The organism is Streptomyces sp. NBC_00568, assembly GCF_026341855.1.
In the GTDB taxonomy this organism is placed as follows: Bacteria; Actinomycetota; Actinomycetes; order Streptomycetales; family Streptomycetaceae; genus Streptomyces.
The window spans coordinates 2,796,556-2,818,170 of record NZ_JAPENW010000001.1 but is presented as its reverse complement, the minus strand read 5'-3'; the positions used below and the strand labels follow the sequence as shown (position 1 = coordinate 2,818,170).

Genomic DNA, 21,615 nt, shown 5'->3' with positions numbered 1-21,615 from the left:
GGCTGTTTCCGGCCGGAGTCGTACGGTGACCGCACCGCAGGCTCGGGGGAGTGGCTCACAGTGGAGTGGCTGAGCGCAGAGAACGTCGTGGCCGTCGGGACCGCCGTCATCGGCGTCGTCGCCTCCGCCGTGATGGTCTGGTACGAGCGCAGGGTGCCGCGTCGCAAACAGGTCGGCTACCGCGTCCAGATGGACAACCCGATAGGCGACGACGTCCGTTCGGGACGCGCGAACGTGCGGCTCGGGCTGTTCGACGAGGCGCCCGGCATGGCCGACGCCACCCTCGTGCTGCTGCGGATCGAGAACGACGGCTCGCAGAGCATCGCCGGGGACGACTACACGAGCCGTGAACGGCACGGTCTGACCGCGGTGTTCACCGACCGCACGATCCGCGGTGTGTCCGTGACCCAGCCGCCCGGCACCGACCACCTGATGGACCACTTCACCCCGGCCGCCGGTCTCAGTTACACGGACGGCACGCTGCGCATCCCGCGGGTCCCGCTCAACCGGGGCGAGCACTTCAAGCTGCTCGTCCTGCTGTCGGGCGGCGACGTGGGGTGCCCGATCCGGATCGTCGGCGGCCTGCGGGACGGCGAGGTCCGGCCCAACCGCAGTACGACACCGGACGACCAGCCGCCGCTGTTCAGCCGCGCCGCCCGGCTGATCACCGTGATGCTGACGGTGTGCGTCGTGACGCTCGCCCTGCTCGTCGTCCTGCGCGACGACTCGCGACCGCCGATCGGCTGCGCGCGGGGCTCCCTGACCGTCACGGGCTCGACCGCGTTCGAACCCGTGATGCGCGAACTGGCCGAGAAGTACGAGCAGGACTGCGAAGGCTCCGCCATCACGGTCGACGCCCACGGCAGCACGGCCGGCGTGCGCGAACTCGACGCGGCAGGGCGGGAGTCGAAGAACGGGTCCCCGGCCGTCGTCGCCCTCTCCGACGGCCCCAAGCCGGGCGACTTCCCTCGGCTGAGGGAGAACCGGATCGCGGTGTCGGTCTTCGCGCTGGTCGCCAACGACGGCCTCCCGGTCAGGAACCTGTCGCTGACCGACGTACGACGCCTCTACCGCGGTGAGATCAGGAACTGGAAGCAGCTCGGCGGACCCGACCGGCCCGTCCTGCTCGTCAGCCGGGACGCCAACTCCGGTACCCGGCAGGTGTTCCAGCGGCGGGTGCTCGGCCGCGGCGAGATCGCCAACTCCTCGCTGGACTGCGTCCACAAGGACGACGCGACGGCACCGCTGGTCCGCTGCGAACTCGACTCCACGGAGCAGGTGCTGAACACGGTCGCCAAGCTGCCCGGCGCGATCGGCTACAGCGAACTCAACAGCGCGGGCGGCCACACGGGTCTGCACAGGATCGGCCTCGACGGTCACACCGCCTCCGTCGAGGACCTGGAGCACGGCACCTCGGACTACCCGTACCGCGAGATCGAGTACGCCTACACCTACGGACAGCCGCCCGCCGACTCCCTCGCCTCCAGCTTCCTCTCCTACCTCAGCCGGGGCAGTGGCCAGGACGTCGTCCGCACCCACGGCCATCTGCCGTGCGGGACGCCGGTCGGGCTGAAGATCTGCGGCGCCGGATGACGCCGCCCGGGGCCGCTACCGGGGCTCCGGCGGGCGCTGGCGGGGCATGTTCGGGCGGGTTCCCGGCGGCAGCGGCACGCGTCCGTTCAGGGGCGACCCGTCGACCCGGGGGGCTCCCGCCGATGACGACTGGATCCCGAGCGGCGCCGGTCCCGTGCGGAACTCCACCATCCAGTCCGCCGTCTCGGTGCGCACCAGCTCCGTGATGTCCTCCGAGAACTTCCGCAGCACCCCGAGACACCGGTCGGCCGCCTCGCTGGCCGTCCCGTCCGTGGGCCCGAGGACCTCCCGGACGCTCTCGGACGCCCAGTCGAACTGAAGTACCTGAAGCCGCCGCTGCACGGCCTGCGCGGTGGCCACGTCCCTTATCCATCCGGAGGTCACTCCGAAGAACCGGTCGACGGCGACGCAGGCGACCGCGGACAGCAGCGCCAGATACCCCCACGGGGCGGCACCGCTCACGGACCCGGTGAGGTCGAGCAACGGCAGCGCGGCCCCGGCGACGGCTCCCAGCGCGGCCCCGCACCGCAGCAGCCGCGCCCCCCACCGCTTCCACGTGCGGTCGGACAGGTACCAGGCCGCCGTGTCGAGCGCCCCCTGCTCCACCCACCGGTAGAGCTCATGGAGCCGCTCGGCCGGCTCCCCCCAGTCGCCGAGCGGGAACGGCCGACCGGTCAGGTCACCCGGCCGCAGCCCCGCCGCCCCCTCGCTCCGCCCGTCCTGGGGCGGCCCCTCGGGCTGCATCTCCGGCTGACTCACCCGGCACTCCCTAACTGACGACGGTGATGACGGACGATGGTCATGAAACTGACGTTGCGTGACGCCTTGTGACGCGTGGTGCAAATGCGCCGCCCCCTTCCTACCGCCCAATGGGTGGCGATGGACCTGGTTTCCATGCCTTTCCGCCCGGAAGAGGGTCTTGATCAGGTATAGGCGACGCGACGGTGTCACTCGAAAGAGTGCTTGGGCGACGGGCCCGTCGACCACGTAGGCTCATGCTGGACAGGAAAAACGGTCCGGACAGCCGTACTCGAAACCAGGAGCTGATCGTGATTCCCGGTGGTGGCCAGCCCAATATGCAGCAGTTGTTGCAGCAGGCCCAGAAGATGCAGCAGGACCTGGCGAACGCGCAGGAGGAGCTGGCGCGGACGGAGGTCGGGGGCCAGTCGGGCGGCGGCCTGGTGAAGGCGACCGTGACAGGCTCCGGAGAGCTTCGCGGCCTGGTGATCGACCCGAAGGCGGTCGACCCCGAGGACACCGAGACGCTCGCCGACCTGATCGTCGCGGCCGTCCAGGCGGCGAACGAGAACGCGCAGGCGCTCCAGCAGCAGACGCTCGGCCCGCTCACCCAGGGGCTCGGCGGCGGCAGCGGCATCCCCGGTCTGCCCTTCTAAGACCGGTGGCGGCCAACTACCGTACGCACCAGGAAGAAACGTAAGACGGAACCCGGCGGTACCAGGGCACTCGGAAAGGCGATCCGTTGTACGAAGGCGTTGTTCAGGACCTCATCGACGAACTGGGGCGGCTCCCCGGCGTCGGTCCCAAGAGCGCGCAGCGGATCGCCTTCCACATCCTGCAGGCGGAGCCGGCGGACGTCCGCCGGCTCGCGAAGACCCTCCTGGAAGTCAAGGAGAGGGTCCGCTTCTGCGCGACCTGCGGCAACGTCGCGCAGGAGGAGCTGTGCAGCATCTGCCGTGACCCGCGCCGCGACCTCTCGGTGATCTGTGTGGTGGAGGAGCCGAAGGACGTCGTCGCGGTCGAGCGGACACGTGAGTTCCGGGGCAAGTACCACGTGCTCGGCGGCGCGATCAGCCCGATCGAGGGCGTCGGCCCGGACGACCTGCGGATAAGGGAACTCCTGGCCCGCCTCGCCGACGGCGCGGTCACCGAGCTCATCCTGGCCACGGACCCGAACCTGGAGGGCGAGGCCACGGCCACGTATCTCGCCCGCATGATCAAGCCCATGGGCCTCAAGGTCACCCGCCTGGCCAGCGGCCTCCCGGTGGGTGGCGACCTGGAATACGCGGACGAGGTCACGCTCGGCCGCGCCTTCGAGGGGAGACGACTCCTAGATGTCTGACGCCACGCTGCACGCGACCAGCCCTGACCCCGACGACTTCGTGGTCCAGATCGCGGACCAGGTAGAGAGCTTCCTGGTCGCCGTCACCGAGGTGGCCAAGGGCGACGAGCCGGACTCGGCCGTGCCCTTCCTCCTCCTGGAGGTCTCCCAACTCCTCCTGGCAGGCGGCCGTCTCGGCGCGCACGAGGACATCGTCCCCGACGAGCGTTACGAGCCGGACCTCGGCCCGGAGGCGGATGTGGACGAACTCCGCGAGCGTCTCGCGGTGATGCTCGAGCCGATCGACGTCTACTCCGAGGTCTTCGACCCCTACGAGCCCCGCAAGGCCCCGGTCCCGGCCCGTATCTCCGACGATCTCGCCGACGTCATGGCCGACCTCCGCCACGGCATGGCCCACTACCGCGCGGGCCGCACCACGGAAGCCCTCTGGTGGTGGCAGTTCTCCTACTTCTCCAACTGGGGCTCCACCGCCTCCGCGACGCTGCGCGCCCTGCAGTCCGTGGTCGCGCACGTGCGCCTGAACCAGCCCCTCGAAGAGCTCGACGGCCTCGACACCGACCAGGACCTCGGTGAGGAGGCCCTCGCGGAGGAGGCCGGCAAGGTGATGGCGGAGGAGATCGCCGGGCCGCTCGGCCTGCGCACGGTCAAGTAGCCGACCGCGCTCCGGCGGGGGTTCCCGGGGCGGTCGGGCACGCTCCGGGAGAGGTTCGCGGGGCGGTCGGGCACGCTCCGGGAGAGGTTCGCGGGGCGGTCGGGCACGCTCCGGCAGAGGTTTGCGGTGTGACTCGGGGCACTTTCGGAGTGCCGGGGCCCCAGCACGGGCAGGTGCCGTCTCGGAGCGGCCGGATGTCCCTACTGACCTGACATCCCGAGAGATCACGTCGTGAGCGGGACATCTCACGATGCGATACCTCGGAAGGGAAATCCGGCCGCTCGTTAGACTGAGCCGACCGCAGTAGTGCGGTGCAGAGACGGATTGAGCGAGGAGCGCACGTGGGCCTTGTCGTGCAGAAGTACGGAGGTTCCTCCGTAGCCGATGCCGAGGGCATCAAGCGCGTCGCCAAGCGAATCGTGGAAGCGAAGAAGAACGGCCACCAGGTGGTCGTGGTCGTTTCCGCGATGGGCGACACGACGGACGAGCTGATCGATCTCGCCGAGCAGGTATCTCCGATGCCCAGCGGGCGAGAGTTCGACATGCTGCTGACCGCCGGAGAGCGGATCTCCATGGCCCTGCTGGCGATGGCGATCAAAAACCTGGGCCACAGCGCCCAGAGCTTCACCGGCAGCCAGGCAGGTGTCATCACCGACTCGGTCCACAACAAAGCGCGGATCATCGACGTCACCCCGGGCCGTATCCGTACGGCGCTCGACGAGGGCAACATCGCCATCGTCGCCGGGTTCCAGGGCGTCTCGCAGGACAAGAAGGACATCACCACGCTGGGGCGCGGCGGGTCCGACACCACGGCCGTCGCGCTCGCCGCGGCGCTCGAAGCCGAGGTGTGCGAGATCTACACCGACGTGGACGGCGTGTTCACCGCCGACCCGCGCGTGGTGAAGAAGGCGAAGAAGATCGACTGGATCGCCTTCGAGGACATGCTGGAGCTCGCCGCCTCGGGCTCCAAGGTGCTGCTCCACCGCTGTGTGGAATACGCCCGCCGCTACAACATCCCGATCCATGTGCGCTCGTCCTTCAGCGGGCTTCAGGGCACCTGGGTCAGCAGCGCACCACCCGTTCGAAAGACACAGCAGCAAGGGGACCAGAAGGTGGAGCAGGCCATCATTTCCGGTGTCGCTCACGACACCTCCGAGGCCAAGGTCACCGTCGTCGGTGTCCCGGACAAGCCGGGCGAGGCCGCCTCGATCTTCCGCGCCATCGCCAATGCCGAGATCAACATCGACATGATCGTGCAGAACGTGTCGGCGGCCACCACGGGTCTCACCGACATCTCCTTCACCCTCCCGAAGACCGAGGGCCGCAAGGCCATCGACGCCCTGGAGAAGGCGAAGGGCGTGATCGGCTTCGAGTCGCTGCGCTACGACGACCAGATCGGCAAGATCTCGCTCGTCGGTGCCGGCATGAAGACGAACCCGGGTGTCACGGCCGGCTTCTTCGAGGCGCTCACCGACGCCGGGGTCAACATCGAGCTGATCTCGACCTCCGAGATCCGTATCTCCGTGGTCACCCGCGCCGACGACGTCAACGAGGCCGTACGCGCCGTGCACACCGCCTTCGGACTCGACTCCGACAGCGACGAGGCCGTCGTCTACGGAGGCACCGGGCGATGACCGGACGACCGACGCTCGCGGTCGTGGGAGCGACCGGGGCCGTCGGCACGGTCATGCTCCAGATCCTGTCCCAGCACGCGGACATCTGGGGCGAGATCCGTCTGATCGCCTCGCCGCGCTCGGCCGGCCGCAAGCTGGCCGTGCGCGGCGTCGAGGTCGAGGTGGTGGCCCTGTCGGAGGAGGCCTTCGACGGGGTCGACGTCGCCATGTTCGACGTACCGGACGAGGTGGCCGCCCAGTGGGCGCCGATCGCCGCCGCCAAGGGCGCGGTCGTCGTCGACAACTCCGGCGCCTTCCGGATGGACCCGGAAGTGCCGCTCGTCGTCCCCGAGGTCAATCCGCACGCCGCCCGCGTGCGTCCGCGCGGGATCGTCTCCAACCCGAACTGCACGACCCTGTCCATGATCGTGGCGCTCGGCGCCCTGCACGCCGAGTTCGGGCTGCGCGAGCTCGTCGTCTCCTCGTACCAGGCGGTCAGCGGCGCGGGCCGGGCGGGCGTCGACACCCTGCGCCGGCAGATGTCTCTCGTCGCCGGTACGGAACTGGGGACCAGCCCCGGTGACGTACGCCGGGCGGTGGGCGACGACACGGGCCCGTTCCCGGAGCCGGTCGCCCTGAACGTGGTGCCGTGGGCCGGGTCGCTCGCCGAGGACGGCTGGTCCTCGGAGGAGATGAAGGTACGCAACGAGACCCGCAAGATCCTCGGGCTGCCCCATCTGAAGGTCGCCGTGACCTGCGTCCGCGTCCCCGTGGTCACCACGCACTCCCTGACCGTGCACGCCCGCTTCCAGGACGAGGTGACCGTCGACAAGGCCCGGGAGATTCTGGCCACCGCGCCGGGCGTCGTGCTCTTCGACAACCCGGCCGCCGGTGAGTTCCCGACGCCCGCGGACGTGGTGGGCACCGATCCGACCTGGGTGGGCCGGGTCCGCCGGGCCCTGGACGATTCGACGGCTCTCGAACTGTTCGTCTGCGGGGACAACCTGCGCAAGGGTGCTGCCCTGAACACCGCCCAGATCGCGGAGTTGGTGGCGGCGGAGATCGTCGGGACCCCCTAGGACCGGTCCGCCGAACGGGCACCGGAGCCACAGGTTCTGCGCTCCCGGCGCACGCCGACCGTAATCCCGGTGCTCTGCGGGTGATCGGTTTGTAGGATCTATGGTGGTCCAGTGATCAATTTAATGGTCCGGACCACTTGAACGGACCCCTGTGGGCGTTCGAAGATTTTGCTCCCCGTTCTCCGCAACCGCGTGGAGGGCGGGGAGCGTCTTTGCGGTCGCCATTCAGCGGCTCCAGGGGGCGACAGGGCATTGGGCATAGGGGAAGAGCTGTTACGCATGAGGGCATTTAGTGCACTGTCGCGCTCGCTGAACGGCGTACCGACGGGCCGTCCGGGCGGCGTTCTCGTGGACGGGATTCCGGCCAATGTGACACCCGGCGAGAATGTGATGCCTGTCGCGTACAACCCTGCCGGGGGGACGTGTGTCCAACAGGCGTGGCAGAGGTACTCGAATTCACCGCGGTACAGACAAGGGGCACGGCCCTGCGTCCACCCCGCCGACTCCGCAGCCCCGGCGTGCCCGGCGGCATGCCGGTGATCGCGCCCATGCCCGCAGCGCGGCCGGCCCGCATCCCGAACCAGCGCGACGGCGCCGAGGACACCCTGGCGGCGGGAACCACCGTCGACCATCTCACCGAGACCTACCGGGCGCACTACCGGTCGCTTCTCGGCCTCGCGGCGCTCCTGCTCGACGACACCGCCTCCTGTGAGGACGTCGTCCAGGAAGCCTTCATCCGGGTGCACTCGGCGCGCAAACGCGTGCGGGACCCGGAGAAGACGCTCGCCTATCTGCGTCAGACCGTCGTCAACCTCTCGCGTTCGGCCCTGCGCCGGCGCATCCTCGGCCTCAAGCTCCTCTCGAAGCCGATGCCCGACATGGCGAGCGCCGAGGAAGGCGCGTACGACCAGTTGGAGCGCGACGCGCTGATCAAGGCGATGAAGGGGCTCCAGCGCCGCCAGCGCGAGGTCCTGGTCCTGCGCTACTTCGCGGACATGACCGAGGCCCAGGTCGCCGAGACGCTCGGCATCTCGCTGGGTTCGGTGAAGGCGTACGGCTCGCGCGGTATCGCCGCGCTCCGCGTCGCCATGGGGGCCTCGGCATGAGCGAGCACGACGAAGGGCGGCGCCCCGAGGAACAGGGGCGCCCGGAACACGAGCACAAGCAATCGCACGCTGGGAACGGAACTGTGAACCACGGCCCCGACGAACAGCCCGACACACAGGGCACGGACGGACTGGGATCCGAAGGCCTCGGCTCCGACGAGCTGGCACTGCGCCGACTGCTGCACCAGGCCGTCGAGGAGATCGAACCCTCCCACGGCACCCTGGACCATCTGCGCCGCGCGGTACCGGCCCGACGGGCCCGCAAGCGCCAGGCCGTGGTCGGCATGGCCGCGGCGGCGCTCTTCGTCGGCACGGCGATCCCGGCGTTCATCCATGTCTCCAACTCCTCCGGGTCGAAGGCCGACCCGTCCATGGTGGGCAACACCGCGCAGACCCAGGGCGGCGCGAACCAGGACAAGGGCACGGACGGCGGCAAGGACACGGGCGGCTCCGCCGGCACGTCCAAGGGCCAGGGCACGGGCGACAAGACGAAGAAGCCGGGCGACAAGGGCACGGGCCCGGGCGGGGCCGCCACCGGCGGTGCCGACCCCTCGGCCTCGGCCGCGGCCTCCACGGCCTGCACGATCAACCAGCTCGGCGGAGCCTCCGGCGTTGCCGCCGGCCCGGACTCCATCGGCGCGGTCTACGGCTCCTTCACCGTCTCGAACATCTCCACGACCGCCTGTACGGTCACCGGCGCCGGCACCGTCAACGTGGCCGCCCAGGGCGCGGCGGACGGCGCCAAGGTCGGTAGGGCGACGCATGTGGCGGGCGACGCGGCCACCGGGCTGCCCGACCCCTCCACGGAGGTCGCCTCCCTGGTGCTCCAGCCGGGCGCCTCGTATCTGGTGAAGTTCGCCTGGGTGCCCTCGGAGACGTGCCCGACCGTGGAGCCCTCACCCGACCCGTCCCCCACGGAAGGCGCCACCGACACCGGCGGCACCTCGGCCGAGACGGGCGGCGGCACCGCGGCCCAGCTCCTCGTCGAGGACGGTGTGCAGGACGGCAGCGTCATCGTCTCCAGCACGGCGGCGACGGGCGGCGCGGCGGCATCGGTGACCGTCCCCAACGCCTGCGCGGGCACGGTCTACCACACGGGACTCCTGGCGTCCTGACCCGTGCACGCCGTGCCGACCGTTGCGCGGCGCGTGGCCGAGGGGCGGTGCCTGGAGATCGGGCTCGCCCCGGGCCCCCGCCGACAGACGGTGGTGCCGGCGGCGGTGGTGTCAGGCAGTGGCGGACGGCGTCACCGCGGTGGTGGCGTCGTCGTTCCCCGGCTGCCCCTCGGGCGGGTCCGGGAGCAGCCCCAGTTCGGCGTCGCGGGCGAACTCCACCTCGCGGCGCAGCAGCCGGAACCACATGAAGACGACGAAGCCCGCGAAGACGAACCACTCGCCGGTGTAGCCGAGGTTCTGGAACGCCTTGAGGTCCAGGCCCGTGTTCTGCGGCGCGGTCGGAGGTACCGCCTTCATCCCGGCGTCGGCCTCGGCCAGTGTGATCCACGCGTCGTACGGGGCGTACGGCACGAGGTTCACCAGCGACGCGGAGCTGATCGCGGCGGTCTGCCCCGGGGGAAGACCCCCGGCCGTGCTGACACCGTTCGACCCCGGACTCTCGGACGCCTGGAGGGCACCCGTGACGGTGACCTCGCCGCCGGGCGCGGCCGGGGCCTTCGCCGGGTCGGCGTCACCGGGCAGCCAGCCCCGGACGACGGGCAGCGCCTTGCCGCCGTCGACCCGCAGGAGCGTCAGCACGTAGTACCCGCGCCTGCCGTCCAGTTCGCGGCCGGGCACGAGGAGCTGCTTGCCGTACCGCCCCTTCGCGGTGGTCTGCTTGCCGGACGTCTCCGTGGTCACGGGCAGCATGTCGGCCAGCGGCCGGGCCGGGTCCGTCTTGGCCGCCGAAGCCGCCTTGTCCGCCGTCCGGTGGTCCTGCACGCGGTCCTCGAAGCGCCCCAACTGCCACGACCCCATGAACACGCAGAAGGGGATGGCCAACAGCACGAAGACGTTGATCCCCCACCATCGGGGCGTCAGCAGGAACCGGTACACGCCGTCCACGGTACGGGGCGGCCGTGCGGGACTCGGCCGTGGGTCCCGCTCAGTAGCGCTCGGCCAGATACTCCCGGCCCGCCGGCGGCTCGTACGGCTCGGGCCAGAAATCGGTCACCGTCGCGATGCGGCCCTCCTCGTCCGCCGTGAAGAACGTGATCGCGTGCATCTTCTCCAGACCCACGGTGACGAGGGTCCAGGTGACGGCCTGACCGGGCTCGGTCACGACCCGCTCCATCCGCACCTGCCAGTCCCCCGGATACTCCCGGTTGAACTCGACGTACCGCGCCCTGCCGCTGATGCGCTCCCGTGTCTGCGGCAGGGTGTAGACGACGTCCTCGGCCAGCAGGTCCGCGAACGCGACCCACTCCCGGGCGTTGGCGGCGGCCCAGTAACTCTCGACGGTCTTGCGCAGATCGGTCATGCGAAAAAGTCTGCACCCCGGCACTGACATCGCCCCTGACCTGCACACCTGCCCCGCGGCGAGACCGGCCCCCGGCCCGCCGTCGCCGACCGCGGGCTCGGCTCCGCGCACCGGTCGCGGGGCGGCGGAGTGCCCGGGAACCGCGAAGTTGTCCACAGGCCGGGGACCTCGTCGGCACGGGCCGGGCGGGCCAGGCACTATGGGGCCATGACTGAGAGCACCAGGTCCACCGAGCGGCAGCAGGCAGACATGCCCGACTGGGAGAAGCGCTTCCGCGCGCCGCGTGTGTCCCTGCCGGACTGGGCGGAGGACGCCCCGCACCGCTCCCTGTTCGTCTCGAACGCGACAGGGACGTACGAGCTGTACGCGTGGGACCGCGCGACGGGGGAGCAGCGCCAGGTCACCCACCGGGCGAACGGCACGACGGACGGGGTGCTCTCGCCCGACGGCGAGTGGATCTGGTGGTTCGACGACAAGGACGGCGACGAGTTCGGCATCTGGCGCCGCCGCCCCTTCGGAGCCGCCCTGGTCGACGGAGAGACCGACGAGCCGGCGGTCCCCGGTCTCGACCCCTCCTATCCGGCGGGCCTGGCCATCTGCCGGGACGGGCGTACGTCCGTCGTGGGCCGCTCGACGGACGACGACGGCTCGACGATCCATCTGGCCCGCGCCGGCGAGGCCCCGGTGGAGCTCTACCGGCACCGCGAGTCGGCCGGGGTCGGCGACCTCTCGCACGACGGCTCGCTGATCGCCGTCGAGCACACCGAGCACGGCGACGCGATGCACTCGGCGCTGCGGGTGCTGCGCCCGGACGGTTCGGCGGTCGCCGAGCTCGACGACACCGAGGGCGGCACGGTCGAGCTGGGCCTCGAGGTGCTGGGCTTCGCCCCCGTCGACGGGGACAGCCGGCTGCTCATCGGGCATCAGCGGCGCGGCCGCTGGGAGCCCCTGGTGTGGGAGGTGACGACCGGCGAGCAGACGGACCTGCGCCTCGACCTCCCCGGTGACGTGGCCGCCGAGTGGTATCCGGACGGCTCGGCCCTCCTCATCGCCCACAGCTTCGAGGCGCGCAGCGACCTGTGGCGCTACGACCTCGCCTCCGGCGAGCTGACCGAGGTCGCGACCCCGCCCGGCACGGTCTCCGGGGCGACGGCCCGCCCGGACGGGACCGTGGAATACCTGTGGTCCTCGGCGGCCGAACCGTCGGTCGTCCGTTCGACGACCGGCGAGATCGTCCTGGACCCGCCCGGCCTGAAGTCTCCGGGATCGGTCCCCGTGGAGGACGTCTGGGTCGAGGGACCCGGCGGCCGTGTCCACGCCCTGATCCAGAGGCCCGTGGGCACCACCGGCCCGCTGCCCACCGTCTTCGAGATCCACGGCGGCCCGACCTGGCACGACAGCGACTCGTTCGCGGCGGGCCCGGCGGCCTGGATCGATCACGGCTACGCGGTGGTCCGGGTCAACTACCGAGGCTCCACGGGCTACGGCCGCGCGTGGACCGACGCGCTCAAGCACCGCGTCGGGCTCATCGAGCTGGAGGACATCGCGGCGGTCCGCGAGTGGGCGGTGACGTCCGGCCTGGCCGACCCCGACCGCCTGATCCTCACCGGCGGTTCCTGGGGCGGCTATCTCACCCTCCTCGGCCTCGGCGTCCAGCCCGACGCGTGGGCCCTCGGCATCGCCGCCGTCCCGGTCGCCGACTACGTCACGGCGTACCACGACGAGATGGAGGCGCTGAAGGCCATGGACCGCACGCTGCTCGGCGGCACTCCGGAAGAGGTCCCCGAACGCTTCGAGGCGTCCTCCCCGCTGACCTACGTCGACGCGGTCAAGGCCCCGGTGTACATCTCGGCCGGTGTCAACGACCCCCGTTGCCCCATCCGCCAGATCGACAACTACGTCCACCGTCTCGCCGCCCGCGAAGCCGCCCACGAGGTGTACCGCTACGACGCGGGCCACGGCTCCCTGGTGGTCGACGAACGCATCAAGCAGGTCCGCCTGGAACTGGACTTCGCGGAGCGCCACTTGGGGAAGTAACCCCGGCACCCTCCACCCGGGTCCATCCGGCGCCCGAGCCCCATCTGGGAGGGGGGAGGAGGGGAGGACGGGAGGAGGGGGAGGGTTGTGGGGTCTGGGAGGGCCCAGGTCCCCTCCCTGCGCCGCGTCCCCCCGGGAGGTCCCAGACCCTTCCGCGGTCCTGCGCTGGGTCTGCGCAGGGCCCGCATAGGGCTTGTGCCCGACGGGGCCGGGGGCCCGGCGCGGGCCGAATGCCGAGGTCGGCCGGGGCCCGGCGCGGGCCGAATGCCGAGGCCGGGCGCGGCCCTACGCCCCGGCCCGCTGCCGAGGCCGTCGGCCGAGCAGCTCCGCGAGCCCTCGCCGCGTCGCGGCGAGCACCACGCGGTCCTCGGCCCGCAGGACGTACGTGGAGGGCAGGTCCCACACCAGCCCGGGGCCACGTGAGGCGGACGCCGGGGCCGCCCGGCGTTCTCCGGGCGGCGCCGTGTCCAGCGCGAGCACCCGCCACGCCCCCGCCCGGAACGCCTCCCCGACCGTGCGTCCCTCCAGCTGCGGATGTCCGCCCACGTCCACCGCGGCGAACAGCAGTACCCGCCGCTCGACGGGAATCGCCCCGAGGATCTGGCGCCCCATCATCGCCCCAGCGAACGCGGGCGCGGCCAGATGGGACACGCTGCGGCTCCGGGTGAGCGCGTCGGGATGCGCGGCCCGCAGGGTGCGGTACACGGCGGTCGCGAAGTCGTCGTCGTACAGCCGCAGTACGACCCGAAGATCGGGCCGCACGGTCCGTGCGTACAGCACGGCCTCCAGGTTCATCGTGTCCGCGCTCGTCAACGCCAGCAGCGCGTGCGCCCGATGAATCTTGGCGGCCTCCAGCACACCTTCCTGCGTCACGTCCCCCAGCACCACGGGCACCCGCAGCCGCCGAGCCAGCGCCAGCCCCCGCGCCTCGGGGTCGGCCTCGACGCACACGACGGGAATGCGCAGCTCCCGCAGCCGAGCCAGCACCCGCGTACCGATCTTGCCGACCCCGAGCAGCACCACGTGCCCGGACAGTCCGCGCGGCGGCTTCCGCAGGGCGGACCCGCTGCGGAAGGTGCCGAGCGCCTCCAGCACGGCGGCGAGCAGCACCGGCAGCAGCAGTAACCCGACTACTCCGGAGCAGAGTTGGAGGATCTGCCGCCCGAGCGGCTGACCGATCGCCGGATCGTTGATGGCGAAGAGATCGAGCAGTGTCAGATACGTCGCCTGGAGCGGAGGCTCCTTGGTGACCAGGACGGACGCCACGGCGAGCCCGACCACACAGGCGACGAGCCCCGCGAAGGACCAGCGCAGCCGCCGCGACAGCACGGAACCGAACCAGGGGACGACGCCCCGCCCGGAGGACAGTTCGGGACCGGAGTACGACACGTTCTCCAGGACGACGGTGCCGCGTCCGGTCGCGGCGGCCACCGCCCTTTCGTCGGGCAGGAGTTGGGGACCCTGCGCTCCGCTGCTCTCCGAACCGTCGGCGCCGGCGGGGTCGTTGGTCGTGGCGGACAGCAGCGCCAGCGTGCACAGCCCGGGATCGGCGACTTCACCAGGACCGGGCGGCGGCCGCTCCACCGCGCGCAGCATCAGGCCGTCGGTCTGGACGACCTTGCTGGTACCGGCAACGGCGGTCGCGGCCAGCGCGGGCGCGGCCGTGTCGGCGTCGGACAGCACGGTGGTGGACGCGTCGAAGGCCTCGGCGCTCCCGCCCGCCCGCGAGGCATCGGGCCCTGAAGCGGCCCCGGCGTCGGCGCCGGCAGTGAGCACGCTGTCGGCCGCGGCCGCGGCGTTGGCCAGGGCCGAGGCCTGGTCCAGGAGGGCTTCGATGTGCTGCCCGAGACGCCGGTTGTAGAGCCGCAGGACCAGCCGGATCCGCGGGTTGAGCCGGCGGGCGGTGAGCGCGGCGCGGATGTTGGTCTCGTCGTCGTCGTAGACGAGCGCGAGTGCGGCGGCCCGCTCGACACCCGCGTAGGCGAGCACGCTCTCGGTGAGTTCGGCGGCCTCCAGCACCAGCTCGGAACCGGGAGCCTCACCTGTCCGGGCACCCCCGGCTTCGCCACTCCCGGCCCCGGCCCCGCCTCCGTTCCCGTTCCCGGAGGCCCGGTTCACCGCGGCGGACACCCGGTCGAACAGGGCGGTGGCCCGTGTCCGCCCGACGACCGGCGGCCGTACACCGTGCTGCGCGGGCGGCACCACGAGGGTCACCCGCTCGCCGTACACCCCACGCAACTCGGCGGCCAGCCGGTGCGCCAGGGCGTCGTCCCCGGCCACCACCATGTGCGCACCGGCGTCAATCGACGCACTCTGAGACGGAAGATTCCCCACGAGGAAGAAGACTGCCGCACAGGTGCGGGTGGTTCCAGTGGGGAAGCCCGGCGCATCCGGGAGGCCCCTCCCGACCCGAGAGGAGACGGAGCGGGTGGACACTCACCCGGCGTCGCTCGTCAGTCGCCGGTTTCCGCGTTGTCGTCGGCGGTGGTCATGGGGACCCAGCCGGCGGGGTTGCGGTACCAGTAGTGAGGCAGCCCCTTGATGCTGGTGGTACGGAACGGGCGGCCTTGGTCGTCGATGCGCACCGTGCCGCTCCGGCCCTGCGAGGACCAGTCGAGCTCGAGGTACCAGTCGCAGGTGCAGGACACGGTGCCCGCGGAGACCAGCAGGACCTCCGGCTCCTTCAGGGACACCCGGTAGGGGAAGTCGACCGCGAAGCTCGGGGAGTCCGGGCGGCCGGCCGGCACGGCATGGGTCAGGGGTCGGTGCGCGTCGAGGTTCACGGAGAAGTGGCGGGGCTGGAGGGTGGCGCCGCAGCCATCGGCCGTGGAGTAGGCGATGCCCCGGCGGGCGGTGGGGGTGGTGCGGTTGACCACGCGCACATGCAGTGCCTCCAGGACGACGGCGGCGGAGCCGCGTCCCTGCACCGTGATCCGCACATTGGTGTCGCGCCCGTGCACCGCGCCCTGGGACGCGGCCCAGGGCGCGGCGTCCGCCGGGTTCGGCGGCGGCGGGACCTGCTGCGGTGGCTTGGCGATGACGTAGTTATGGTCGCATTCGAGTTCCCCCCAGACCTGGGAGTCGGCGGTCCAGGTGAGCGGGGTCGACAGTGGGGCCGTACCGGCGTTCGTCCGGTTCTCCTGCGGGCCGTTGCCGCTGCGCGTGGCCGACGCGGAGGCTTTCGGTGTGGTCCGGGCGGAAGCCGACGACCCACCGCCGGTGGACGGGGGTCCGGCAGCGGATGTGGTGAGGCCGGCGAGCGCGACGGCGAGCGAGGCCGCCAGTGCCATCGATCGCACGGGCCGTCGTCGGGGCCGCCCGGCGTGGGGACTCGGGTCGCCCGGCGAGGCCGGCCCCGGGTGCGAAGTGGCTGGGGAGGCCGGCCCCGGGCGCGGGGTGGACGGCGACGTCGGCTCGGAGTCCGGGGTGGACGGCGACATCGGCTCGGGTGCCTCGTCCGCCGGGCTGCTGGGGCTCGGGGACGCGGCTGCTGCCGCGGTGCTCGTGGTGCTCGTGGTGCTCGCGGTGCCGTCGGGCGTCTGTGCCCGCCGGGCATCGGACGGGCGTGGTCGCTGCCGTGCGGCGACTGCCAGGATCCACCGGCGGTGCAACTCCACGCGTTCCTCGGAGGAGGCTCCGCAGAGTTCGGCGAACCGCTCGATCCCGGCGAAGTCCAGGGGGACCGCCTCGCCCGTGCAGTAGCGGTGCAGCGTGGAGGCAGTCATGCCCAGACGGCGGGCCAGCGCCGCGTAGCTGCGGTCCGTGCGCTTCTTCAGACGCGTCAGCAGTAACGCGAACTCCGCTACGTCGTCGTGGATTGCATCCATGTGGTCCGTACTCGCATCCATCCGTCGGCCTGCGCAGCCCTGCCCTGATCCGGGACGGCATCCCAGGCGCTCCCTCGTACCTGCACGTCAATACGGCTGGGACGGTTCCGGCGTTGCGAAACGTGGGCTGCATGTTCGCCCGGCGGATCGCGGAGGTGTGAACCGGGTCGAGCCGGGCCTGGGCACCGGACGCGGCGCGGCCCGCGTTGCTCCCTCGGTCGGCGTTTCTCCAAGGCCAACGGGCTGGTCGATGGGCCGTTGACGGCTGCTCATGGTCGACCGCGGTCGCGATCACGGCTGTACTCCGCTGCTGTACTGCTTGTGCGGCCTGTCGTACGTGAGGTTGATGCGGCTGGTCCGCTCATGGTCAAGGGCTGACAGCGAACGCACAGACGTGCGATCATTCGCGCCGGTGCTCCCCCCATGGCCCGGCGCCGCCCTCCACGCCCCCATGACCGAGAGCGATTCACCGATACCCATGCACCTGCGTTTCCGCGCTTCCTGCGCCACGGCCGCCGCCATCGCCGCGGCCACTGCGGGACTTGCCCTGCCGGCCACCGCCCACGCCGCCGCCACCTGCGCGGATGGGGTGTGGAAGGCCACGTACCACCCGAACACCTCCTTCAGCGGTACGCCCAAGCTGACCACGTGCGACACCTCGATCAACGAGGACTACGGCACCGGCGACCCGGCGGGGGTCACACTGCCCAGCGACAACTTCGGCGTCCGTTGGCAGACCACCCGCAACTTCGGCTCCGGGGGACCCTTCAGCTTCACCATCGCCGTCCGCGACGGCATCCGCGTCTATGTCGACGGCACTCGCAAGGTCGACATGTGGAAGAACGTCTCCACGACGCAGGTCAGGACCGTCAACCTCACCATTCCGAGCGGTCGTCACAGCATCCGCGTCGACTTCGTCGCGTGGACGGGCTACGCCAACGTCAAGTTCGGCTATGCGCCCCGCACTTCGGCGACCGTCGACACCGTCAAGCCTCTTACTCCCACCGGAGTCTCGGCGGCCTACGACCCCACCACCCTCAAGGTCGCCACCCGTTGGGCGAAGAGCCCCGAAATGGACCTTGCCGGCTACCGCGTCTACCGGCGTCTCGCCGGCGCCACGGCCTGGACCCGGATCGCCGCACCCACCACGACGTCCTTCACCGACAGCCCGCCTGCCACCGGTGCCGGATACCAGTACGTCGTACGCGCCGTGGACAAGGCCGGCAACGAATCCGGCAGCTCGTCCCTCCAGACCGTCACCACCACCGACAGGACCGCGCCCCCCGTACCCACGGGGCTCACCGCAACGGACCGCTCGTCGGGCATCGCCGTGGCCTGGCAGCCGGTCACGGGCGCCGCCCGCTACTACGTCTACCGGGCGAGCCAGATCACGGACGACGACTCGGCCCCCGTCTACAGCAAGGTCGCCACGGTCACCGCGGCCTCCTGGACAGACACCACCGCCCGGGAACAGCTGCACCACCTTTACCGCGTCTCGGCCGTGGACGCGGCAGGCAATGTGTCCGCGCGGTCAGCGGTCGACGGTGTTACCCGCGGCGACCACCCGCCGCTCCCGCCGACCGGTCTCACGGCCTCGCCCGTGTCCGGCACCGGCATCGTGCTGAAGTGGACCGCCTCGCCGAGCGAGGACGTCCATCACTATCACGTGTACAGAGATGGCCGGCTCGTGGAGGACAACGTGCGGACGGCCACGTACACCGACCCGTACGTGCTCCACGACGAGCAGTACGACTACACGGTCACCGCCGTGGACAGCCAGTCGAACGAGTCGGTGAAGTCCGTGAAGGCCTCCGCCGTAGCCCCGCGTCAAGGACTGGCACCGGCTCCCGTCGCAGGGGTGAGCGCCACCCCGCAAGAGGACGGCGTCGCGGTCACATGGCAGCCGAGCAAGAGCGAGGACATCTCGCAGTACCAGGTCTACAAGGGCGAGTACGCGGATGGCACCTGGACCTACTACCTGCTCTGGGAAGAGTGGTACAGCGTCGGCGATCACCCCTCCTACTTCGACGAGACCCCCGCGGACGGTGAAACCGTGCGCTACGCCGTGGTCGCCGTCGACGAGTCGGGCAATTCACGGTTCGACACGGGCGAGACCTTCTCCTTCGTCACCGTGACCGAACTCGACCTGGTCACCCCCACGGTTCCGACGCCCCCCGGCGCGCCGTTGGAACTCACCGCGAGGTCGATCAGCGAAGCGTGGGCGGAGCTGACCTGGAGCTGTCACGCCGAGGACTGCGCCGGCGCAACGGGATTCCACGTCTATCGGTGGGACGGACACTCCTCGTCGTACGTACGGTTGACAAGCGTCCCACTGAGCGCCGGCACCCGCTTCTACTCGGACACGAGCGCCCCTGAAGGCATTGCACATCACTACTGGGTCACCGCGGTCATGCCGAACGGCACAGAATCGGCTCCTGCCGCGGCCACAGACGCGGAGAGCGCCAACTGAAGCCAGGCACCAGCCAGTCACGCAACGAGTCAAGCCAACTTGTTCCGTTGGGTTGTTACTGCGCTCGGCGCGGCCACACCGTGCCCCGGCACACGCCTGAGCTGCACCGGCTCACTGATCACGCCCATGGGCAGACGGCGGACCTGCGTCAGGCTCAGCCTGGTGCACGTCTGCCCAGGGCGCCAGGCGCAGTTTGTGCCGTTCCCCGCCGGCGACCACGGTTCCCCACCCCGCAGCCCGCTTCGCAGCAACGGGCCGGCTTCTGAGCGACGACCGCAGCGGTGCACGCGGCCCGGGTCGATGAACCGGGCACGCCCAGTGCTGGTGTCTGACGGATGGCGTCGCGGCACCATCCCTGCACATCGGGGGTTCGGCCGTCCCTCGTGCCTGCCGTGACGTCCGTCAGGGACGTGCGGCCGCTGTGCCACGGCGGTCAAGTCCCCATGTGCAAATCGGCCCATCGGGTGGTCCTCTCTGGGCGGCGGGATATTCCGTGTCGTGTGGAGAGGGCCGCGACGATGCCGGTCCCGCGACCGTTTTCCTTGTGTTCGGCGAGGTGGGGACCGTCGGGCAACGTGCGCCGTAGAGGTACCGGCCCCGCGTCGGTGACCTCGATGCGGAGGGCGCGGCGGCTGCCGACCTCGGGCATGGACAACCGCAGCACTGCTGGAGGCAGTGCGTGGACGATCGCGTTGGTGGTCAGCTCCGAGATCACCAGGAGGGCGTCGTCGGCTGTCGGGGTGGGCACGCGCCATTGGGCGAGGACGGCGCGTGCGCGTCGGCGTACGGCGGAGACGGCCTCGGGGATGTGCGACAGCGCGCAGACGAGCTCGGCCCGCGTGGGCGCGGCGATATCGGCGTCAGACGTGCTGGGGGCGGGGAAGCTCATCCTCGGCCACCTCCACTGGTCTTTGCTTCTCATGTCAGGAGCGGCGACTGGATCCGTGCCGCTGGTGGCGATCGGGTTACTCGGCGGCGGCGAGGATCTGGGCCAATGCCGTGACGGCCTGTTCGGCGTCGTGGCCTTCGGCGCGGACGGTCACGGTGCTTCCGGCGGTGGCACCGAGGCCCATCACGGCGAGGACGCCGGTCGGATTGACCGTCCGGTCGGCGTACTCCAGCTGTATGGCACTGGTGAATCCCGCTGCGGCCCGGGCGAGTTGACCTGCGGGGCGGGCGTGGAGGTTGGCGGGCAGGACGACGGCGGTCTCGTGTTTGGGCGTGGTCGTGGCGGTCGTGGTGGTGGGGTCAGAGCTTGGGGACATGGCGGGCCTCCTTGGCGGCGTCGGCGACGGTCTTCAGGTCGGCGCCGGATGCGGCGGTGACGACGGCTGCGACAGCTCCTTCGACGAAGGGTGCGTCGACGATCAGCACGTCGGGGCGTGGATGGTCTTCCAGGACGGTGCGGGCGGTCAGGACGGAGCTGCCGAGGTCAGGAAGGACGACGACGCCGGCTCCGCGGTCGGCATTGCGGATGGCAGCCAGGACGAGGTCGTAGCTGGTGCCGATCCGGCCGTCGTCGGTGCCACCGGCAGTGGCGAGGGGGACCGTGTCAGAGCCGATCTGCTCCACCAGCAGGCGAAGGCCCGCGGCGAGCTCGGCGCTGTGGGACACGAGTACGATGCCGACAGATGTGCTCATGAACAATTACCTTAGATCTCGGAACGTTGTTCATCAATACTGAACAAGGAGAAATTTTCGATGGTTCAGGCGGTACAGCGGGCGGTGCAGATCCTGCGGGAGCTCGCGTCCACCGGGCCCCGGCTGGGCGTGACCGAGCTGGCCGACCGCCTGGGCGTGGCCAAGCCGACCGTGCATGCGCTGCTGCGCACGCTGGAGGCCGAGGGGCTGGTGGCGCAGGACCGGCACAGCTCGAAGTACCAGCTCGGCCCGAACCTGGTGCAGCTGGGCAACGCCTACCTGGACACCCAGGAGCTGCGGACCCGCTCGCTGACCTGGGCGGACCAGCTCGCGAACCGGACGAACGAGGCGGTCTGGGTAGCCGTGCTCACCGGCGACCACGTCCTGGTGGTGCACCATGCCTTCCGGCCGGAGGGCGCGGTGCAGATCCTCGAGGTGGGCGCCAGCATCCCGTGGAGCACGTGTGCCCTGGGCAAGGCCATCGTGGCCTTCGTTCCGGCTGACGAACGCGAGCGGCTGCTCGCGGGCGAGCCGGCCGTACTCACCGGCGCCAGCATCACCGACCCGGAGGAGCTGGCGGGCCACCTGAAGGAGGTCCTCAGGACGGGGTACGCGATCGAGGACCAGGAGTCCGCCATCGGGGACGCGGGTATCGCGTCTCCTGTGTTCGACCGCTCCGGTGAGGTGGTTGGCGCTCTCGGCGTCGTCGGCCCTGTCGAGCGACTGCTGGCCGAATCAGCACGTCAGGAGCTTGCGGTCGCCGTCCGGGAGACCGCCCGCAACCTCTCCCGTGACCTGGGCGCCCCCAGAAGTGCGTCCGCACGCACCACGATGACCTGACCTGACCTGACCTGACCTGACCTGACCTGCTCCTGCAGGCGGGTAGCGGCTGTCCTCCTTCCCGCGCCTCACCCTCTGATCCAGGCCCCTCGGCACGCCGCCGTGGGGCCTTCCTCTTGTCGAGGGAGCGCGATGGCCACCGAACCTCTTGACAGGCAGGAAACGCGGGCTTAACTTCCGGAACAACGTTCATCCATGATGA

The 21,615-nt window shown here is 70.9% G+C and carries 19 protein-coding genes; 11 read left to right on the top strand and 8 right to left on the bottom strand.

Features of this window, described 5'->3' with window-relative positions; all coding sequences use genetic code 11:
- The first annotated feature begins 60 nt into the window (after window positions 1-60).
- Window positions 61-1,593 carry a substrate-binding domain-containing protein gene (locus tag OOK38_RS12185; RefSeq protein WP_266760955.1) on the top strand — a complete coding sequence of 511 codons (1,533 nt, stop codon included), beginning with the start codon at window positions 61-63 and terminating at the stop codon, window positions 1,591-1,593.
- A gap of 15 nt (window positions 1,594-1,608) precedes the next feature.
- On the opposite strand, the gene OOK38_RS12180 is transcribed toward OOK38_RS12185, so the two are convergent.
- Window positions 1,609-2,352, bottom strand: a complete 744-nt coding sequence (locus OOK38_RS12180) for an SLATT domain-containing protein (RefSeq protein ID WP_266760957.1) — start codon at window positions 2,350-2,352, stop codon at window positions 1,609-1,611.
- 290 nt (window positions 2,353-2,642) lie between these two features.
- Here OOK38_RS12180 and OOK38_RS12175 point away from each other — a divergent pair, with 290 nt between their 5' ends.
- The 7 genes from OOK38_RS12175 (at window position 2,643) to OOK38_RS12145 (ending at window position 9,238) form a co-directional block, all read left to right on the top strand.
- On the top strand, window positions 2,643-2,987 hold the full coding sequence (locus OOK38_RS12175) for a YbaB/EbfC family nucleoid-associated protein (RefSeq protein ID WP_266765781.1): 345 nt from the start codon (window positions 2,643-2,645) through the stop codon (window positions 2,985-2,987).
- A gap of 86 nt (window positions 2,988-3,073) precedes the next feature.
- A complete protein-coding gene (recR, locus tag OOK38_RS12170; RefSeq protein ID WP_266760959.1) occupies window positions 3,074-3,673 on the top strand; it encodes a recombination mediator RecR in 600 nt (199 codons plus the stop codon).
- Window positions 3,666-4,325, top strand: a complete 660-nt coding sequence (locus tag OOK38_RS12165) for a DUF5063 domain-containing protein (RefSeq protein WP_266760961.1) — start codon at window positions 3,666-3,668, stop codon at window positions 4,323-4,325. Before recR ends, OOK38_RS12165 begins: the two co-directional genes overlap by 8 nt.
- A 341-nt stretch (window positions 4,326-4,666) precedes the next feature.
- Window positions 4,667-5,959 carry an aspartate kinase gene (locus OOK38_RS12160; RefSeq protein WP_266760963.1) on the top strand — a complete coding sequence of 431 codons (1,293 nt, stop codon included), beginning with the start codon at window positions 4,667-4,669 and terminating at the stop codon, window positions 5,957-5,959.
- The gene (locus OOK38_RS12155) at window positions 5,956-7,017 is read left to right on the top strand and encodes an aspartate-semialdehyde dehydrogenase (RefSeq protein WP_266760965.1); all 1,062 of its coding nucleotides are present in this window, start codon (window positions 5,956-5,958) and stop codon (window positions 7,015-7,017) included. The genes OOK38_RS12160 and OOK38_RS12155 overlap by 4 nt, the downstream gene beginning before the upstream one ends.
- A gap of 530 nt (window positions 7,018-7,547) precedes the next feature.
- A complete protein-coding gene (locus tag OOK38_RS12150) occupies window positions 7,548-8,123 on the top strand; it encodes a SigE family RNA polymerase sigma factor (RefSeq protein WP_323178842.1) in 576 nt (191 codons plus the stop codon).
- The gene (locus tag OOK38_RS12145) at window positions 8,120-9,238 is read left to right on the top strand and encodes a hypothetical protein (protein ID WP_266760969.1); all 1,119 of its coding nucleotides are present in this window, start codon (window positions 8,120-8,122) and stop codon (window positions 9,236-9,238) included. Before OOK38_RS12150 ends, OOK38_RS12145 begins: the two co-directional genes overlap by 4 nt.
- Window positions 9,239-9,349: 111 nt before the next feature.
- On the opposite strand, the gene OOK38_RS12140 is transcribed toward OOK38_RS12145, so the two are convergent.
- Both OOK38_RS12140 and OOK38_RS12135 read right to left on the bottom strand, forming a co-directional pair.
- Window positions 9,350-10,174 (bottom strand): SURF1 family protein, encoded by an 825-nt coding sequence (locus OOK38_RS12140; RefSeq protein ID WP_266760971.1) that lies wholly within the window; start codon window positions 10,172-10,174, stop codon window positions 9,350-9,352.
- Window positions 10,175-10,223: 49 nt separating this feature from the next.
- Window positions 10,224-10,598 (bottom strand): nuclear transport factor 2 family protein, encoded by a 375-nt coding sequence (locus tag OOK38_RS12135; protein WP_266760973.1) that lies wholly within the window; start codon window positions 10,596-10,598, stop codon window positions 10,224-10,226.
- 207 nt (window positions 10,599-10,805) lie between these two features.
- Between OOK38_RS12135 and OOK38_RS12130 the strand changes: the two genes are divergently transcribed.
- Window positions 10,806-12,635 carry a prolyl oligopeptidase family serine peptidase gene (locus tag OOK38_RS12130; RefSeq protein ID WP_266760975.1) on the top strand — a complete coding sequence of 610 codons (1,830 nt, stop codon included), beginning with the start codon at window positions 10,806-10,808 and terminating at the stop codon, window positions 12,633-12,635.
- Between the two features lie 285 nt (window positions 12,636-12,920).
- Here the strand turns inward: OOK38_RS12130 and OOK38_RS12125 are convergent, their stop codons facing one another.
- Window positions 12,921-14,921, bottom strand: a complete 2,001-nt coding sequence (locus tag OOK38_RS12125) for an NAD-binding protein (RefSeq protein WP_266848396.1) — start codon at window positions 14,919-14,921, stop codon at window positions 12,921-12,923.
- Window positions 14,922-15,088: 167 nt separating this feature from the next.
- The gene (locus OOK38_RS12120; RefSeq protein ID WP_266760979.1) at window positions 15,089-16,462 is read right to left on the bottom strand and encodes a transcriptional regulator; all 1,374 of its coding nucleotides are present in this window, start codon (window positions 16,460-16,462) and stop codon (window positions 15,089-15,091) included.
- Window positions 16,463-16,913: 451 nt separating this feature from the next.
- On the opposite strand from OOK38_RS12120, the gene OOK38_RS12115 reads away from it, so the two are divergent.
- Entirely contained in the window at window positions 16,914-18,932 is a 2,019-nt protein-coding gene (locus tag OOK38_RS12115; protein ID WP_266760981.1) for a fibronectin type III domain-containing protein, read from the top strand.
- Between the two features lie 433 nt (window positions 18,933-19,365).
- Here the strand turns inward: OOK38_RS12115 and OOK38_RS12110 are convergent, their stop codons facing one another.
- The 3 genes from OOK38_RS12110 to dhaM all read right to left on the bottom strand — a co-directional run bounded on the left by OOK38_RS12110 (window position 19,366) and on the right by dhaM (window position 20,573).
- Window positions 19,366-19,821: an ATP-binding protein gene (locus OOK38_RS12110; RefSeq protein ID WP_266760983.1), complete on the bottom strand. Its 456-nt coding sequence runs from the start codon at window positions 19,819-19,821 to the stop codon at window positions 19,366-19,368.
- Window positions 19,822-19,897: 76 nt separating this feature from the next.
- On the bottom strand, window positions 19,898-20,197 hold the full coding sequence (locus OOK38_RS12105) for an HPr family phosphocarrier protein (RefSeq protein WP_266760985.1): 300 nt from the start codon (window positions 20,195-20,197) through the stop codon (window positions 19,898-19,900).
- Complete coding sequence (gene dhaM / locus OOK38_RS12100) at window positions 20,181-20,573, bottom strand: dihydroxyacetone kinase phosphoryl donor subunit DhaM (protein WP_266760987.1); 393 nt, start codon at window positions 20,571-20,573, stop codon at window positions 20,181-20,183. Before dhaM ends, OOK38_RS12105 begins: the two co-directional genes overlap by 17 nt.
- A 60-nt stretch (window positions 20,574-20,633) precedes the next feature.
- On the opposite strand from dhaM, the gene OOK38_RS12095 reads away from it, so the two are divergent.
- Window positions 20,634-21,413: an IclR family transcriptional regulator gene (locus tag OOK38_RS12095; RefSeq protein ID WP_266760989.1), complete on the top strand. Its 780-nt coding sequence runs from the start codon at window positions 20,634-20,636 to the stop codon at window positions 21,411-21,413.
- Window positions 21,414-21,615: the final 202 nt, after the last annotated feature.